Raw genomic sequence first — 18,426 nt, forward strand, 5'->3', positions numbered from 1 at the left:
GTTTATTTTTAATTAATCACACCCAAAGTCATAGATCATGTTAAATTATTAAAATTAATGATACTTTAATACTCAAATTCTGACATTAAATTAGCCTTCCTCCAACACGTTAAATCTGTATTTCTTAACTATTTCATATAATGTCTAAATCCTAAAAACTCGCACTAAGCCTAAAGTCTTTGATTCAGAACAAGACTTGGCAAGCTCACCAAAAGCTACCCTCTTTAAGACAACAAGCAGAACGATCAGGTTTTAGTTTAATTACCGTGCTCAACGCTTACCGCCAATTAGAAGCAGATGGACTAATTTATGCGAAGGAAAAGTCGGGTTATTTTGTTGCAGAGCATAGATCTTCACAAAACAACAAAAGCTTAAGCCAGATTCATCAACTCGAAGTGAATCATCACATAGAGATCAATTCTAAAGTTTTTCATTATCTTAAATCGATTCAAGCTGAACACACGGTTCCTTTCGGCTCAGCATTTCCAAACAGTCAATTGCTGTATTCAAAAAAACTGATTCAAACCTTGGGACAATTGGCAAAGCACAGACACAGTTACGAACAAACGCCCTGCCTACCACCTGGAAACTTTGAGCTCAGAAAAATCATTGCGCAGCGTTATTCTATGCAAGGCATTGCCACCGATCCTGCCGATATTGTCATCACCTCTGGTGGATTAGATGCATTAAATCTATCTTTGCAAGCCATTACGCAAGCGGGTGATTATATTTTGCTACAGCAAACTGTTTTCTACGGTGCATGGCAAGCGGCAGAACGATTGGGTTTAAAGGTCATCACCATTCCTGAACATGGCTTAGACTTAGATGCCTTTGAACAAGCGGTGCAAAATTACCCGATCAAAGTCTGTTTATTGATGCTGAATGCGCACAATCCAATTGGTTTCACAGTGAGCGATAAAAATAAGACAAAACTCTATCAATTATTGAAGAAACATCAGATCCATTTAATTGAAGATGGTGTTTATGAAGAGCTTTATTATGCTAAAAAAAAACCCTTGTCGATGAAATATCTAGACCAAGATCATCTAGTACTCCATTGCTCTTCTTTTTCCAAGACTTTAGGCTCAGGTTTTCGCGTGGGATGGGTCTATGCAGGACAGTACTCTGAACAAATCCAACATATCCAACTGATGAGCACCCTTTCAGCCAATCCCTTTATTCAAAATGCTTTGGTTGAATATTTATCACAGCGACATTATAACAAACATCTTAAAAATCTTCGCACAACACTGCAACATAACAAAAGTGCCATTTATGATTTTTTAGAACAACACTTACCCAATGAATGTTCGATGCAGTATCACCCATCAGGTTATTTCTTATGGCTAAAACTGCCTCACTACATCAACAGAAGAAGCATTTTTGAGATGATGTTAGCACAACAGATTAGCGTGGCACCGAGTGATTTATTTAGTGCCAATTCCACCTCAAACCATCATTACCTCAGAATCAATTGTTCATTTGAATTAAATGAAATCCACCAAAAAGCCTTGCTTCAACTGATTCAATACATCCACGCACAGATCACTCAACACTCATCCAATACACTTATGAATGTTGATCTGATTGAATAAGATCACGATTGAATGAATAACTCAAAATACTTAAAACTAGACATGACTTTTAAAACTATAACAGTTTTAGCGAAACTCACTTATCTGTTATAGTTTTTTCGATCCATTGTGTATCTAGTTTTTTTGATAGACTGAGTCATAATCCAGTGCAATCCAAGTATTCAGATTGAGGAATAATCATGCTGAAATTTTTCAAGAAAAAGAATAATGCAAGTTTTGTATTTTTCATCATTACCCTGTACTCAATCCTTGGCTTTACCATCGGCTTCGTCATCTGGGAATACTTCCTGAACGTGTAATGCAGACACTTGCACGAAGATTGTGATAGGTTTATAGAATTGATCTCAAGTATTTCTTATTCAGCACTCCTTTAAATACCCTCATCATACACTCATTCGGCACTCATTCAGCCATGTCTCTTAATCCATTTTAGGCAGGGTCATTGAGTGCTTTTTTAAGTCGATTACGCATCAAAAAAATACTTTCAAATCTGCGGCATCTCCCTATCGAATTATGCATATTCAATAGCCTTCTTGCATAAATCAAATTTTAACCAAGATTTAATTCATAATGGAAGTTCCCTCTCCTTTTAAAGGAGAGGGTTAGGGAGAGGATTTATATGAAAATTTTCCTGATGCCGACCTTCTCGCAAAGTTAAAAGGAACCTTTCAATTTTCATTTTATTCTTCAATTTTGAACATTTTTCAACTTTTGCAAGAGATCCAATACAGTATTCAGTATATTTCAACCAAAATGCTTTTAATTTATCTGATCAATACAAAAACTGATTATAACCACTGATCACATTTAAAAATAAAATAGAGAAAACCATCACACATTATCACCTAAATATTATAGGTGAATAACAATAATACGAATTATTAATTATTTAAACTTAACAATAGTTGATGCACAAAACCAAAATTAAAATCAACTCATAATAAAAACATATAAAATGATATATTTTAAATATTATTAGCAAAAGTTAAAATCCTGAACGTGATAGAGGTCTCAAAATATCAAAATCAAACCAAAAAAAATAAAATTATTTTTATGTTTCAATACTTTATATTATTAAATATAAATAAAATATGTTTTAATAAATTAAATAGATCAATCATTAATATCATTTTTTAGAGCTTATACTTTATAAATATTTTTAATTTTAGTGATTAAAATCACACTATAACAATCAAAAGTTAATACAGCTCAAAAAAATAATTAAAATAATGTTTGTTTAAATTTAATAAACATTGGACAATAAACATACAAGTTAAATTACTGTTTATTTCGCCGATTAAAAACATCGGCATTCATAAAAGTAATCTGATTCAAGTTATCTCAAATAGGTATGTTTTATGAAATCTCTAGCGCTTGGTGTATTCACTTCTATCGCAGTTGCATTAACTGGATGTGTTAGTACAACCTCGATGGGAACTGGAGCAGATCGTAAACAGCTTATGGTTATTCCAGAATCTGCTTGGAATAAAATGGCTGATCGTAACTATAAAAAATTCGAACAAAAAGCCAAAAGCAAATCGGTTTATATTTTAGATGAACGCTTAGACAAAATTATGGCGCGCCTTATTCCAGTGGCGAATGAATATACAGCAGACAAGAAAAAACCAATCAAATGGAAAATCAATGCCAATTTGAGTAGCAAACCGAATGCACACTCATTTCCAAGCGGTCAAATTGTGGTCAACACTGCGGTATATATGTTTGAAGACTTAACAGATGACGAATTGGCGACCTTAATTTCTCATGAAATGGCGCATATCATTCGTAACCATAGCCGTGAAAAGGCCTCTATTTATGCCACCACCAATTTGGCACTCATGGGTGCAACCATGGGCGCAGGTACTGCATTGGGTGTCGCTGGTGGTGTCAGTGGAAACTATGGCGTTTATATGCCACATAGCCGCCACCTTGAGGAAGAAGCGGACCTCATCGGTCTAGATTTAATGTTAGGTGCAGGCTTTGAACCTTCGGCAGCACTTTCATTTTGGGAAAAATTCGAAGCGAATTTAAAATCTAAAAAATTAGATCCGAAATACCCGACACTTCTATCGAGTCACCCACAAAATGCTGAGCGCAAACAAATGCTAAGCGATCACATTTTGGCAATCACCACACAAAAAACCAATCCATCTTTCTCAGCACAAAACTAAGTTCATAAGTTAAAGCTTTAGAAGATAAAAAGCCCAATCTAATGATTGGGCTTTTGTTTTAAATGCTTAATCATCCATTAAGCATCAACAAATAAATCGACCATCAATTCTTCATCCGATGCTTCCACCCGATACTGCTCAAAATCAGTCACACCTTGTTCGCGTAAAATTTCTTCATCAATCAATAAACGTCCAGTCAATGAACGACCTTGGCTATTCATAATCGCATAAGCTGCATCTGCCATAATCGCTGGTGTTCGCGCTCGGGTAAATAATTCACGTCCACCTAACGAGAACTCAATGGCAGCAGTGGCAATAATGGTTCGAGGCCACAAAGCATTGACGCTGATGCCATATTTTTCAAATTCTTTATTCATGCCGATGGTGAGCATACTCATTCCATATTTGGTGATGGTATACGGCGCATGTACCCCAAACCATGTTTCTTTCATATTCAGTGGCGGGGAAAGACTGATAATGTGCGGATTAGTGCTTTGTTTTAAGTAAGGTAAGGCTGCTTGACTACACACCATCACTGCTCGAGTATTGACTTGATACATCAAGTCGAAACGGTTCGGATCTAAAGCCTCCACACCATTTAAATTAATCGCACCGGCGTTGTTAATGAGTATATCAATCCCGCCAAAATGCTCAGCCGCTTGCTTCATCGCAGCAGCGACTGCATCTTGGTCTCGAACATCCAATTGAATCGGTAATGCTTGACCACCCGCCTCTTCGATTTCTTTGGCAACAGAGTGAATCGTTCCACCCAATTTAGGATGTGCTGTAGTCGTTTTCGCTGCAATCACAATATTGGCACCATCTTGTGCAGCTCTTAAAGCAATTTCACGACCAATCCCTCGACTTGCACCCGTAATAAATATGGTTTTTCCTTTTAGCGACATAGTTCCCTCGGTTTTATTTATGCATGGATGGATCATTTCACTGTACAAAATTAAATCAGCAATGCGCAAAAAGTCTTTGAACCTAGAAGTCGTCTAAGCAGATATTCTGCTATTTCATTTCATCACAGACTTTGCTAGTCACAGCTTAATTTCACATAACTGATGATTATTTATTCATTTTATTATTGCTGTTGCATTTGCATTTTATGCCAATTTTCTCGATAAACTTTATGCAACAGACAATTCTATATTCAAGCCTGATCATAGCTTAAAAAATATGCTTCAATTTATACATAACAAATTCTAATTTTTAGCCATTACATCGTCTCGCAATGTGGGCAAATGCCATAACCCACCCACCGCCTTAACGATGTAACACGCTCAGGAGACAATATGTCCAATTCCAGTATTTACACAATTCAACCCATCGAATTTCGACTCGACTTAAAAGATCCTTTTTTATTTACCGCGCATCATATCGACCACTTTCCAGCAGGCAATACACAATTAGGTCCAACAGTTCCCTCTACGCCTGAGAAGCCGTACCAAATGTATTATGGCGATGTCGTTCCCGGCTTCCCTGAACATCCACATACCGGCTTTGAGACCATCACCTTAGTCGAAAGTGGCTTTGTCGATCACTTTGACTCATTGGGCAATAGCGGGCGTTATGCTCAAGGTGATGTGCAATGGCTCAGTACCGGCAATGGCGTTGAACACTGTGAGATGTTTCCTTTGGTTCATCAAGACAAAGAAAATCCATTTGAGCTTTTTCAAATTTGGTTTAATTCATCCCCTGAAGAAAAAAAGCAAGATGCAGATTATAAAATGATGTGGCGGGAACAGATTCCGCATGTACTTCAAACCGATTCCAATGGTCATCAAGCAGATATACGTGTGGTTTCAGGCTCTTTTTTAAATACTGATGCTCTATCACGTCCCCCCCATTCTTGGGCTGCAGCCAAGGAAAATCGTGTCAATATTTACATGATTCGACTTGAACCGCATGCTGAACTGACTATTCCTGCAACGACTGCAACATCCACACGCTTTGCCTATTTTTATAATGGCCCATTGCTCTATATAGATGGTCAGGAAATTCCATTCAAGCATTTGGTCGAGCTTAAGCCTGATACAGAGATTCATCTGAAAAATTCAGATCAAGTTGCCAGTATTATGTGGCTTGAAGGTGAACCGATTGGTGCCCCTGTTGCGATGCGTGGACCTTTTGTATTGAACTCAACGGAAGAACTGAACGTAGCATTTGCACGCTATCGTCAAACCCATTTTGGACCTTGGCCGTGGCCAACGCCTGCTCCGGTGTTCCCTCGCGAACAAGAGCGCTTTGCCAGTTATCAAAAAGGCGTTGACGTGGAATATCCTGAACGGATGTAAAGCAGGGTTTTAGCCAAGCTAAAAACAACAGACAAAAAAAAGCCCAAGGAGGAGTATGTTCTTTGGGCTTAGTAAACGAATTCGATTTAAAATTAATATACCTTATTTTTTCGAAATAAGAAGTCCAAAACATAATTAATTTTCATTGGTTATATTACAAAATATAACTGTTTGTATCGATTATGTTCAATTATATGAGCGTTGAGTAAGCATTGCGGATTTTTTCAGCTATTTTAGTTTTTCTCTTTCACGATGCAGTTTTAACTGATCAATCTCAGCATAAAGTAAGCTCTGTAACTGATCTCGAAATGCTTTGATCTCTTGTTCTGAATTCAGCTGATCAACATTTAAACGTGGCAAAAATTTAAAATAAAATGGAATACGTTTGGGAATGATGTTTTTAGGCACTGAGGGAATGGCTTCACCATGACGCAGTAGTTGATCAATTTTCGGCACACTCAGAATTTTCTGAAACCATTTATTTTCGAGCAACTGATTAGCATCAAAAGCCAAATCAAAAATATCATCACCTCCCAATGCGACAAAAGGTGCGATCTCATAACCAAACTCTTGCGCCAATTTAATAAAGCCGTAGCGCTCTTTCCAAATCAGCTGATAAGCCTCACCCTTTCGCTTAGACACTTCACGCCCGCCGCCCGGAAAAACCAACACAGAGTAGCCCTGACGCATCGCTTCACGTGCCGATTCCTTATAGGCTTCAATTCCGCCCATACGCTCAACCAAACCTCGCCATCCCGGCACTTGAAAATGCATATGATCAGCTAGACTAACCAAGGCAATCTTGTGCTCGGTATACAGATAATCAATCAATACAGGCGAATCAAACACGCCATAAATGGTGTGATTGCCGACATACATTGCTGGTTTATCCGAGTTAAGATGCTCACTGCCCAAAAAACGCGGCTTAAAATAAAAGCGTTGCAACATACTGCCCAAACGAATAATTTTCGAATTATGCTGTATATGCAACGCTTTATTTTTCATACTTTACTCATCAGTTGAGCCAGATGAATTTTGCCTGTTGTATTTTATACCTTAAGCAACATGCTTTTGAACAAGGATCGAACCTACAGAGTAACCTGCACCAAATGAGCAAAGTACGCCGTATTCTCCATTGTCCACCTGATTTGCAGTACGGTGTAACGCAATAATTACACCTGCAGATGAGGTATTGGCAAATTCATCTAGAATAATTGGAACCAAATCGGGTTGAGCATGTTCTTTGCCCACCACCAATTTTAGAATCAATTCGTTCATGCTTGCGTTAGCTTGATGTAACCAAAAACGTTTTACGTTTTCGGGTGCAATTTCATTTTTAGCCAATTGTTTGGTAATCATTTTTGCCACCAAAGGACAAACTTCTTTAAACACTTTACGTCCATCTTGACGGAAGCGTTTATCATCAGCATTGGTGGTTTCACTCGGGTTCAAGAAACCAAAATTATTACGGATATTGTTTGAAAACTGGGTGAACAAACTGAAATCTAAGATTTCAAAGCCCGTTTTGGTTTCGGTTTCTTCAATAATGGTTGCTGTTGCGACATCACCAAAGATGAAGTGACAGTCACGTGAACGGAAATCGGTATGTGCAGAAGTGATTTCCACATTCACCAATAACACACGGCGTGCACCTGCTTTAATCGCATCGTAAGCTTGCTTTAAGCCAAACGTTGCTGCTGAACATGCGACGTTCATATCATAAGCATAACCTTGGATACCTAAAGCAGTTTGGATTTCAATCGCGACTGCTGGATACGCACGTTGCAAATTAGAGCAAGACAAAATCACCACATCAATATCTTCAGCAGTCACGCCTGCATTTTCCATCGCTTGTTTAGCAGCGGTTACACCCCATTCTGCTTGCAATGAAATTTCATCGATTGAACGCTCACGAATCAAAGGACGTAACCGGTTTGGATCTAAAATACCTGACTTCTCAACCACATAACGTGCTTTGACGCCAGATGCTTTTTCAATAAATTCTGCACTTGAACCACGACGAGCTTCCAACTCTCCTGCTGCGATTTTCTCAGCATTGTCTTGGTTGTACTGTTCCACATAAGCATTTAAAGCGCCAACCAATTCTTCATTGGTAATGACTTCTTCAGGATGAAACAAGCCTGTACCCGTAATGCGGATGCCCATGTAAAACTCCTTTTCAAAAAATGAAAAACTTAAACTTGCTCTATATTAACTGATTCCGAGACGATCCCATACTTTTTGTAATCGTGTTGGCGATATTGGCATCTTGGTTTTCATCGGCTGAGAGAATAATGAAATTCTCAATTCTTCCACCATGAAATATAACTCTTTCAAACGTGGATCATTTTTGTATTTAAACAACTTGTCCATCCACGGATCGACCTGAGCAATCGCTGCATCATCACGGGTTAAGTTATTCGGTAAGCGATCTAAACGCATAATCAAGGCTTTTAAGAAGCGCGGATATTCCTGCCAAACATCAGGCGTTTGACTATAAACAAAATCAGCTAAATTCATCAGATCCAGTTGATCTTCAATATCATCGATATTTTTGGCAAAGATATTCTGATTGACCATCAACAATTTCTGACGTATTTCCTGCCATTGCACAAAAATCTCGGTCATAGTTTTTAACACCATTTGACCATGACTTAAAAACTCTTGTTTTACTTTGTTTAGTAAAGCCTGATATTCCACTTCATTGATCGGCAAATCTTGAATCGCCATTTGTAAAGTCGCATAAATTAGCATTTGCTCAAGCTTGGCTTTATCGCCCAATGGTGAAAATGCCAGAGCCAACGGTTTTGAAATTTGCTTTTTCAATTGACGAATCAAATCGCCCAATTGCATATGAATCAGGCGAATCACACCATTACGATGCTGACGAATCGCCTCCGCTTGATCATTAAAAGTTTGAATCACAATGCCAGATTCATCTTTGGCATCAAGTTGTTCAAAAGATTTTGTCGGTACCAGTGCTTGGTATTGCTTCACCACTACACCTGTCACTTTTTGCGATGCTTCAAACACAAAACGTTCAGGGAAACTTTTAAACTCGCCTTTGAGCTGTTTCACTGGGCTGTGTGTTTCCGTACGACAACGGGCTTTTAATTCTGCTAGATCACGTCCTTTCTCAATCACACGACCTTTTTCATCCATCACCTTAATCAAGGGCAATAAATATTCTTCAATTCGCTCAAATGAAAAATCTTTTTCGGTGATTTGCTCACCCCGTAACTGGAAGCCCAAATAGCTAAAAATATGCTGTTGTAGATGCACCGCATCGATTGATTTCATCAGCTTTTTCGCAGTATCCGGAATTGGCACGAGATTACGACGTTTGTCTTTGGGTAAGGCTTTCAGTAAAGCTTCGATTAAATCTTGACGCCACCCCGGTATACCCCATGACCACAGATTCTCATCGACTTGCGCTAAGGCTTGGATAGGAATTTTAACCGTTGCGCCATCTTCGTCATGACTTGGATCAAAACGATAGCTTGCCGCCAAACGCAATTCACCATTTCTTAAATAATCTGGAAATTGTTGCGTGGTTGGACGGTCATCCATCCACAGCGACTCTTCCTCAATATATAAATATCGCGGCTGACTTGGCTCAACCGTGGCACGCCAATCTTCAAAACTACGACGACTTGCGACCTCCAGAGGAACTTTGGATGCATAGAATTGGTAAATGGTTTCTTCATCGACCACCAAATCACGACGACGTAACTTGTCCTCGACCCGTTCTACCTCTTCGAGTTTCAATAAGTTATGCTTTAAAAATGGCGGTTGAATGCCTAAATTGCCCGTGGTCAGGGCATCACGTAAGAAAATTTCATGCGCCGCAGGCTGATCCACTTTTTCATAATTGGTTAGACGTTTCGGCTCAATAATCAGACCAAACAAGGAAATCTGATCATAAGCATTGACAATCCCGGCTTTCTTCGACCAATGCGGTTCGAAGTAATGGTGCTTCAGCAGATCGCCTGCAGCCAATAAAATCCATTCAGGCTCAATTTTAGCCAAACATCTTAAATAAACTTGAGAGGTTTCCACCATCTCAAACGCCATCACCCAAGGCGTATTGGTTTTATGTAAGGTCGATGCAGGGAAAACACGGGCTTTCTGCTGACGCACAGCCATAAAGACATTGCGTTCATCAGTCTTATTAGCAATGAACGATAATAATCCTGTCAGCAAAGCACGATGCAAATTCTCATAGCTGGCTTTCTTTTCATTAAAAGAGAGTTTTAAGCCTTTAGCCAAATCCACCAATTGCTCATGCGTTTTTTTCCACTCGCGTAAGCGTAACCAACTCAAGAAATGATTGCGTGCAAAGGTACGACGCTTATTCTCACTCATATCACGGTTTGCCACCAAGGTTTCCCATAACTTGGTATAGAACAAGAAATCTGAATCCGCTTCTTTAAACAGCGCATGCTTTTGATCTGCTTGCATTTGCTTTTCAGCAGGACGTTCACGCGGATCTTGTACTGCGAGTGCAGCCACAATAATCAATACTTCATTCAGCACACCAAAATGTGCTCCCCCAATGATCATACGGGCAAGACGCGGATCAATCGGCATTTTCGCCATTTGTTGACCAATCTTGGTCAGTTGATCACGTGGTACCGATTTTTGTTCTTTTAATTGCTGAGACTGAACGGTTTTAGATTCAGCAACCTCTTGTGCAGAAGGCGCTTTTTTCTCCGACATCGCCCCCAATTCAATGAGTAACTTACGTCCATCATTCACTAAACGATGATCTGGTGGCTCAATAAAATCAAACTCTTCCAGTGAACCTAAACCGAGGCTCTGCATCTGTAAAATCACCGATGCCAAATTTGTTCGCTTAATTTCAGGTTCAGTAAATTCAGGACGGCCAAGAAAATCATCTTCAGAATAGAGACGAATACACACACCCGGTGCAATACGACCACAACGTCCTTTACGTTGGTTGGCTGCCGCTTGAGAAATCGCTTCAATCGGTAAACGCTGAACCCGTGAACGATAGTTATAACGCGAAATACGGGCAAAACCACTGTCAATCACATAACGAATATTGGGTACAGTCAGTGCGGTTTCAGCGACGTTAGTGGCAATAATAATGCGACGACCGCTACCGCCTGGATTAAAGATTCTTTGCTGTTCCCCGATCGCAAGACGTGCATACAAAGGTAAAATCTCGGTATGTCGTGGTCCATGCTTTTGTAAAGTTTCTTGCAGCTCGCGAATTTCTTGTTCTGTGCTGGCAAAAATCAGAATATCCGCATGTTCAGGATGCCCTTTTTCTTGCGCATCTTGGAAACATTCTTCAACCGCTGATACTACAGCACGCGGTAAGTTTTCTTCAAAATCATCAAATTCATCATCATCACTGCCCCCGACTGACATTTCAGAAATTGGGCGATAACGTGTTTCGACAGGAAAGCTCCGCCCTTCGACTTCAAAAATTGGGGCATTAAAGAAATATCCACTAAAACGATTTACATCTAAAGTTGCAGAAGTAATGATGACTTTAAGATCACGACGTTTATGTAAGAGTTGTTTTAAATAACCCATAATAAAATCGATATTCAGCGATCGTTCATGCGCTTCATCGATAATAATCGTGTCATATTTGGTCAAGAATTTATCATTGGCCAATTCAGCCAACAAAATACCATCCGTCATTAAACGAACAATCGAATCTTGAGAGCCTTGCTCATTAAAACGGACTTTATAACTGATCGCTTCACCGAGCTTTTGTCCAACTTCTTCAGCAATACGCTGCGAAACCGTACGTGCGGCTAAACGTCGAGGTTGAGTATGACCAATCAGCCCCGTTAAACCCCGTCCTGCCATCATGGCAATTTGGGGTAATTGTGTGGTTTTACCTGAGCCTGTTTCCCCTGCAACAATAATCACTTGGTGCTGTTGAATGGCTTCAACCAATTTTGACGCATATTGAGTGACAGGCAAATCCTGATTGAGTTTGATAGTCGGAACATGACTGAGTCGCTTACGCACCATCGCATTGGATTTTTCAAACAATGCTTGATATTGCTCAGGATTGGCGTCTTTGCCTTTTTGCAGTCGATTTAAACGATGACGGTCACGCGCCATAACGAGTTGATCTACATTTAAATGACTCTGCACAGAAAAAACACCCTAATTTCACAAACGACAATCGGTTATTTTACGCTGTAATGACATTCAGTGAAAGAACTGCCGTTTTTATAATTTTCAGGTTTATTTTCAATTTAGCTCTTGAAATTCAGTTGCATAGACACCATGTTTAAGCACGATTGGTATAAAGATGGTTTTGTCATTTAAACAACATATTTTTGTGTTGAATTGGCTCTATACTTTCTCTAATTGAAATGGAAGTCTGAATCCTGTTTAATTCGGTTTTTCCGATTTCAGTTATGCAAAAATACTGTTTCAGCAATAACATAAGTTTCGATATTCTATTCGACATTAAATACAAACCTCAATCATGGAGACAATGATGAGCTTAATTAATACTGAAGTTAAACCATTCAAAGCAACTGCATTCCAAAATGGTCAATTCATCGAAGTAAGCGAAGCTGATCTTAAAGGTAAATGGTCAGTAGTATTCTTCTACCCAGCTGACTTCACTTTCGTTTGCCCAACTGAATTAGGTGACCTTGCTGACAACTACGAAGAATTCAAAAAATTAGGCGTTGAAATCTACTCAGTGTCTACTGACACTCATTTCACGCATAAAGCTTGGCACGATTCTTCTGAAGAAATCAAAAAAATCCAATACGTAATGGTGGGTGATGCGAACTGGACACTTGCTAAAAACTTCGACGTATTAATCGAAGCTGATGGCCTTGCTGACCGTGGTACTTTCGTGATCGATCCAGAAGGTAAAATCCAAATCGTTGAAATCAACGCTGGTGGCGTTGGTCGTGATGCTCAAGAACTTCTTCGTAAAGTTAAAGCAGCTCAATACGTGCACGCTCACCCAGGTGAAGTTTGCCCAGCTAAATGGAAAGAAGGCGATGCTACTTTAGCGCCTTCAATCGACCTAGTTGGTAAAATCTAATTCGTTTTAGATTGAACTGATTCAAAAAAACCACGCTTCTGGCGTGGTTTTTTTTATGGCTTTTAATCTGTCTGAATCATTATTTGCATATGATTTTTAGCTTGAATCGCCATTACAAAACTTAAATTCAATGGATGATCTAACTAGATATCAAATTATGTGACAGAATATTTATTTCAAAAATATCAAAAAAATACTCCATATTAGCGATACCAATGCAGCTCATTTAATTGATAAGTATGTCATTTTTTATGCTTTAAAGTTAACAATATTGCTATACATCGCAATTTACTTATGTCATAACTTGAAAGGAGCAGTATACCCTTCTGCTTAGATTACCTATAAAAATAATGAGGAGGTGCAATATGGTTACATCGCTTGCCGTGACTTCTTGGAAATACGATTCACTTTCGCGATATTTAAAAATTTTTTATAACAATGGTTCAGGTGAACTGTATCACCCTGTTCCCAATTTTATTTATGACAACTTATTACGTTGTAGTGATAAAACTAAATTTGTTCAAAAATATTTGGAGTATGACCTACACTTCACTCGTATAACCATTTCTTAAATTTTAGAAGGCATAAGACATTTATGCCTTCTTTTTAATGTTAAACACATTTAAAGATATGATTATTCTGTAGATTAGTTCAATAAAAAATTATAAACTACAATAAAAATAAACATATATTTACATAGGGTTACAATGCAAAACTACATTCCATATAATTTAAGGCTATTGATTACGCAAGTAGATCCACGCTTAGACTATAAATGGGAAGAAAATTTAGGCGAAATTTTTTCCAACTTAAATGACGAAGAAAAAGACAATATTGATAAACAAATATTAAGAAATAAGCAGATTGCTTGGAATCCTGAAACGAATACCTTTAGTTTTAAACATACCACTAGTTTAGATAGTTTAAAGAACAACACCAATCATGCTGGTATGAAAACATTAATTCAAAAAATCATGATTTCATTAGACCAACTCAATCAGTATGTAAAAACCACAGAAATTGCAGATTATTTAGAAAGCATCTTAAAACAAATTGACAATATTGACGTAGAAGAAAATATTGATTTACAACGAACGAAACAACAAATTCGTATTGAATTTATTTACGAAGCAGCAAATATTATTAAAAATAAAAGAGTTTTAGAAATTCCTGAAAACTCACGAAATTTATCTCCGCAAAGTGTGAAATGTTTTATTTTAGAGGTTTTTTTAAAGCATCAATTGTTGAGTTTTTGGTTTAAAACATTACGCCCAAGACAACTCAGTGATCGACCGGAACGCGTCATCAATCAATTTCTAAAAAACGAACAACGTATTCGTCAACTGGAAATTGTGCAAACATCAATGTTTGTTTATGCAATAGCACCGAGTCGAAACCATGACATCAACCCATTTTCGATTCGACGATTCCTGAATGAAGAAAAAGTCACTTTTTCAGACAATGTTTATCTTAATGCAGCCATTATGCCGATTAAAGAATTGGGCAATCCGGAATTTGAAGAAAGTTTCAAATGGCAAGTGAGTCGGATCGTCACCATTGAAAAACAACTCAGCACTGTAATTACAGATCTGGTTGATTCATTCGAAGTAGCCAATTCCAATATTTTACTTCCATTACTGTTTAAACCTTTAGATTCTTCAGGTTTTGCAACAGATAAAATAACGCAGCAACGCTTATGGGACTTTGAACAGCAGCTCAGTCTTAGAATTTTTGAGCCATTAGAGTATGCTTTACGCAATCTAGTTACGAGCCAAGAAGAACATGATTTTCTTTACGTGAGCTTGCGTCAAATTATGGGAGATATCAATAGCTACTATAAAGACTTCCAGCAACAACCAGCGATGATGTTTGATAACTATGCCAATTTATTTGCTGCACGACTGATTGCGTATTTAACCTTAATTGAAAAACGCAAAAGTGATATTTTTGTTATGCAGTCAAATGAGGATTATCAAAGCAACTTAACTAAACTTTCTGAACCCATCAATATTTTAAGAAATTTGGCCAAAGATTCTCTTGATAAGATGCGTGCCCTACGTGTAGAACTCAAAGATGCACAAAAAAATTTAAAAGAAAAGGAGAACTCTTTTCTCTCTAAATTCTTTAAAAAACACGAAAAGCAAAATGACAAAATCGAAGCTATACGCCGAGAAATTTATGAACATAGAGAACACACCTATTTCGAAATCGTGCGTATACCGAAGAAATATCCAACAGATACCGTATATCTTGAGTTTGAATCCTTGATCTCAATTAATGATATGGAACGTCACTACGCCTTTACATCGGGGAAAAACTGGGTTCGCAGGCTTCCAGTCCTTGTTCAACTTCCTGAGGATCGTAACTTATTCAATATTCAAGAGATTTATAACACGCTTGAATTCGACCTGAGTAAAATGAATCAGAAATGGGCTGATGCTGCTTAATTTTCCAATTAAATTAAATCCGCTTTATGAGCAATAATCCTGCCCCCAATGGAATGATCATTGATGTAAATCGGTGATCATTTTTAACTTTAGCCATAAACTTTTCTACTTCATGCGCATGCGAAATAACATTATCCACCACTAAAACACCATGATCTGTTGCAAGCATATTTTGTAAATATACCCAATATTCCACATATGCATCGCGCTCAGCATCCAACAAAATTAAATCATATTGCTCATGATTCGATACTAAAAAGGCTTTTGCATCCCCTACCCAAAAATCCACAGATTCACTCAAACCAAATTCTTCTATGTATTGCTGTGCCTGCTGTGAACGCACAGCATCTATTTCTAAAGTGGTTAAATGCCCTTGCGTTTTTTGCACAGCATCTGCTAACCAAAGTGTTGAATAGCCTGTTGAAGTGCCAATCTCCAAAATAGTCTTTGATTGCTGTATGGACACCAGCATCGATAAATATTGTGCTGATTCTGGTTCAATATTGCGATAACGCGCAATACGATCATGTTGTTCAGCATCGTGCGCTACAAAATCTTGGTAAAGCTGTTCTAAGCGTTTGAGTTGCATTGCATCCATGCGCATTCGTCCTGATTCATCTTATTTTTAATGTTATATAATTCTCAATCTTAAAGCTCAAATGTTTCAGGTTAAATCCTTAAAAAGTTTCTTGGATCAATTCAAAACGTGGCAGATCTTTACCCTCAATGTGAACAGTTTCTTTAAACATGCTCAGTGGTCGAACCCAAGTCGAGTAGTCTCCATATAAACATTGATACACCACTAATTTTTCTTCAGTTTCACTGTGCGTTGCAACGCTAAAGACTTGGTAAAGTTGACCTTTGTAATGCTTATAAATACCTTTTTTCAACCCGATACCTTTTACGATCAATCGATGAGAATCGCTGATTATAACATTCTGTGATTTATTATTTTAGCCCTCAATCCAGTCACCATCTCACCATCAATCGCTTTAAAATTCGCATAACTCCCTCAAGCCAACTTTCATTGGATTTCCGACTTATTCAATGACTTGAATACCTTGAGTCATACCTCATGCAATTCAAAAAACCGATTAATTAAATATAAACAACCTGTTTCCTCGATTTAATAAGTGGGCTTATAGTGCACTTATCAAATAAATATTAACTCCTTTGGAGACGTTAGCAATGTTAGATCAAAATACTTCAGCGCAATTAAAAACACTTCTTGAACGTTTAGAAAGCCCGATTGAAATCGTGGCAACTTTAAATGGTTCTGATAAATCAGACAAAATTAAAGAATTAGTGACTGAAGTGGCAGCATTATCTCCACAAGTGACTGCTCGCTTCGACGGTTCAAATAAACGTGCACCAAGCTTTGGGATTGCAAAAGTCGGTGATCAACCCCGTGTAAACTTTGCCGGTTTACCAATGGGGCATGAGTTCACTTCATTGATCTTGGCATTGCTACAAGTTTCGGGTTATGCACCTAAAGTCTCTGATGAAGTTTTAGCGCAAATCAAAGGCTTAAACTTAACATCTGACTTTGATGTATTCGTATCACTTAGCTGCCATAACTGCCCTGACGTGGTTCAAGCCTTAAACTTGATCGCAATTTATAACCCAGGCACAACAGCAACCATGATTGATGGCGCATTCTTCCAAGACGAAGTTGAAGAACGTAAAATCATGGCTGTTCCAATGTTGTTCCAAAACGGTGAACACATCGGTCAAGGTCGTATGACATTGGAAGAAATCATTGCCAAATTGGATATAGGCTCTGCTGCGAAAGACGCTGAAAAACTCAATGCCAAAGAAGCCTTTGATGTGCTTGTGATTGGTGGTGGTCCTGCGGGGAATACCTCTGCGATCTATGCTGCTCGTAAAGGCATTAAAACGGGTATCGTGGCTGAACGCTTTGGTGGTCAGGTGATGGATACCATGGATATCGAAAACTATACCTCGATCCAAAAAACGCAAGGTCCTAAGTTTGCAGCAGAAATGGAAGCCCATGTCCGTGAGTATGGTGTCGACATCATGAATCTGCAAAAAGTATCGAGCATCAAAGGTGCGGATCAAACTACAAATGGTTTGGTTGAAGTAACGTTAGAAAACGGTGCAAAACTTGAATCGAAAACCGTGATCCTGTCTACAGGCGCACGTTGGAGAGAAATGAATGTACCAGGTGAGAAAGAATACAAAACTCGCGGTGTTGCATACTGCCCACACTGTGATGGTCCACTGTTCAAAGGTAAACGTGTTGCAGTGATTGGTGGCGGTAACTCAGGTGTAGAAGCAGCGATTGACCTTGCAGGTATTGTTGAGCATGTAACCTTAGTTGAGTTCGATACCAAACTCCGTGCTGACCAAGTGCTTCAAGACAAACTCAACAGCTTACCAAACACCACGGTGATCATGAATGCCTTGTCGACTGAAGTGGTGGGTGATGGTTCACAAGTGACTGCACTTAAATACAAAGACCGTGCGACTGATGTTGAACACACTGTTGAGCTTGCAGGGATCTTCGTACAAATTGGTTTATTGCCGAACACGGACTTCTTAAAAGACTCACCAGTTGAACTGTCAAACCGTGGTGAGATTGTGATTAACGAACGTAACGAAACCAATGTCAAAGGTGTATTTGCTGCCGGTGACTGTACTACAGTACCGTACAAACAAATCATCATTGCCACTGGTGAAGGCGCAAAAGCATCACTATCAGCCTTTGATTACATCATTCGTTCAGGTCAATAAGTTGCATTTATAAATTTTAATGCAATCAAAATCGCCTACATTGTCCATGTGATGATGTAGGCTTTTATTTTTTAAGCCAATAAAATCTTTACAATTTTTAAT

13 protein-coding genes and 1 pseudogene are annotated in these 18,426 nt (G+C 38.5%); 8 read left to right on the plus strand and 6 right to left on the minus strand.

Annotation, left to right across the window (positions count from 1 at the left end; translation table 11 throughout):
• Positions 1 to 155: 155 nt before the first annotated feature.
• The 3 genes and pseudogenes from G8D99_RS09660 to G8D99_RS09670 form a co-directional block, all read left to right on the plus strand.
• A pseudogene (locus G8D99_RS09660) lies at positions 156 to 1,595 on the plus strand (aminotransferase-like domain-containing protein); the annotation flags it as partial.
• A gap of 182 nt (positions 1,596 to 1,777) precedes the next feature.
• Entirely contained in the window at positions 1,778 to 1,894 is a 117-nt protein-coding gene (locus G8D99_RS09665; protein ID WP_166327681.1) for a hypothetical protein, read from the plus strand.
• Positions 1,895 to 2,953: 1,059 nt separating this feature from the next.
• Positions 2,954 to 3,766 carry a M48 family metallopeptidase gene (locus tag G8D99_RS09670; protein ID WP_166325073.1) on the plus strand — a complete coding sequence of 271 codons (813 nt, stop codon included), beginning with the start codon at positions 2,954 to 2,956 and terminating at the stop codon, positions 3,764 to 3,766.
• Positions 3,767 to 3,843: 77 nt separating this feature from the next.
• Here the strand turns inward: G8D99_RS09670 and G8D99_RS09675 are convergent, their stop codons facing one another.
• The gene (locus tag G8D99_RS09675; protein WP_166325076.1) at positions 3,844 to 4,671 is read right to left on the minus strand and encodes an SDR family oxidoreductase; all 828 of its coding nucleotides are present in this window, start codon (positions 4,669 to 4,671) and stop codon (positions 3,844 to 3,846) included.
• Between the two features lie 393 nt (positions 4,672 to 5,064).
• Here G8D99_RS09675 and G8D99_RS09680 point away from each other — a divergent pair, with 393 nt between their 5' ends.
• Positions 5,065 to 6,066 carry a pirin family protein gene (locus tag G8D99_RS09680; RefSeq protein ID WP_166325079.1) on the plus strand — a complete coding sequence of 334 codons (1,002 nt, stop codon included), beginning with the start codon at positions 5,065 to 5,067 and terminating at the stop codon, positions 6,064 to 6,066.
• Positions 6,067 to 6,294: 228 nt separating this feature from the next.
• On the opposite strand, the gene G8D99_RS09685 is transcribed toward G8D99_RS09680, so the two are convergent.
• The 3 genes from G8D99_RS09685 to hrpA are packed head-to-tail and all read right to left on the minus strand — an operon-like array spanning position 6,295 to position 12,207.
• Positions 6,295 to 7,071, minus strand: a complete 777-nt coding sequence (locus G8D99_RS09685; RefSeq protein ID WP_166325082.1) for a lysophospholipid acyltransferase family protein — start codon at positions 7,069 to 7,071, stop codon at positions 6,295 to 6,297.
• A 51-nt stretch (positions 7,072 to 7,122) separates the two neighbouring features.
• Positions 7,123 to 8,232 (minus strand): beta-ketoacyl-ACP synthase III, encoded by a 1,110-nt coding sequence (locus G8D99_RS09690; RefSeq protein WP_166325085.1) that lies wholly within the window; start codon positions 8,230 to 8,232, stop codon positions 7,123 to 7,125.
• A 45-nt stretch (positions 8,233 to 8,277) separates the two neighbouring features.
• Positions 8,278 to 12,207 (minus strand): ATP-dependent RNA helicase HrpA, encoded by a 3,930-nt coding sequence (hrpA, locus tag G8D99_RS09695; RefSeq protein ID WP_166325088.1) that lies wholly within the window; start codon positions 12,205 to 12,207, stop codon positions 8,278 to 8,280.
• Between the two features lie 352 nt (positions 12,208 to 12,559).
• Between hrpA and ahpC the strand changes: the two genes are divergently transcribed.
• From ahpC to G8D99_RS09710, 3 genes are all read left to right on the plus strand, one after another.
• Positions 12,560 to 13,123 (plus strand): alkyl hydroperoxide reductase subunit C, encoded by a 564-nt coding sequence (ahpC, locus tag G8D99_RS09700; protein WP_166327683.1) that lies wholly within the window; start codon positions 12,560 to 12,562, stop codon positions 13,121 to 13,123.
• A gap of 365 nt (positions 13,124 to 13,488) precedes the next feature.
• Positions 13,489 to 13,695: a KTSC domain-containing protein gene (locus tag G8D99_RS09705; RefSeq protein ID WP_166325091.1), complete on the plus strand. Its 207-nt coding sequence runs from the start codon at positions 13,489 to 13,491 to the stop codon at positions 13,693 to 13,695.
• Positions 13,696 to 13,830: 135 nt separating this feature from the next.
• Positions 13,831 to 15,570 (plus strand): hypothetical protein, encoded by a 1,740-nt coding sequence (locus tag G8D99_RS09710; RefSeq protein WP_166325094.1) that lies wholly within the window; start codon positions 13,831 to 13,833, stop codon positions 15,568 to 15,570.
• Between the two features lie 13 nt (positions 15,571 to 15,583).
• On the opposite strand, the gene G8D99_RS09715 is transcribed toward G8D99_RS09710, so the two are convergent.
• Together G8D99_RS09715 and G8D99_RS09720 are read right to left on the minus strand one after the other, a co-directional pair.
• On the minus strand, positions 15,584 to 16,174 hold the full coding sequence (locus tag G8D99_RS09715; RefSeq protein WP_166325097.1) for an O-methyltransferase: 591 nt from the start codon (positions 16,172 to 16,174) through the stop codon (positions 15,584 to 15,586).
• 73 nt (positions 16,175 to 16,247) lie between these two features.
• Entirely contained in the window at positions 16,248 to 16,466 is a 219-nt protein-coding gene (locus G8D99_RS09720) for a DUF1653 domain-containing protein (RefSeq protein ID WP_166327685.1), read from the minus strand.
• 292 nt (positions 16,467 to 16,758) lie between these two features.
• On the opposite strand from G8D99_RS09720, the gene ahpF reads away from it, so the two are divergent.
• Positions 16,759 to 18,324 (plus strand): alkyl hydroperoxide reductase subunit F, encoded by a 1,566-nt coding sequence (gene ahpF / locus G8D99_RS09725; RefSeq protein WP_166325100.1) that lies wholly within the window; start codon positions 16,759 to 16,761, stop codon positions 18,322 to 18,324.
• Positions 18,325 to 18,426: the final 102 nt, after the last annotated feature.

This window comes from Acinetobacter lanii, assembly GCF_011578285.1.
In the GTDB taxonomy this organism is placed as follows: Bacteria; Pseudomonadota; Gammaproteobacteria; order Pseudomonadales; family Moraxellaceae; genus Acinetobacter; species Acinetobacter lanii.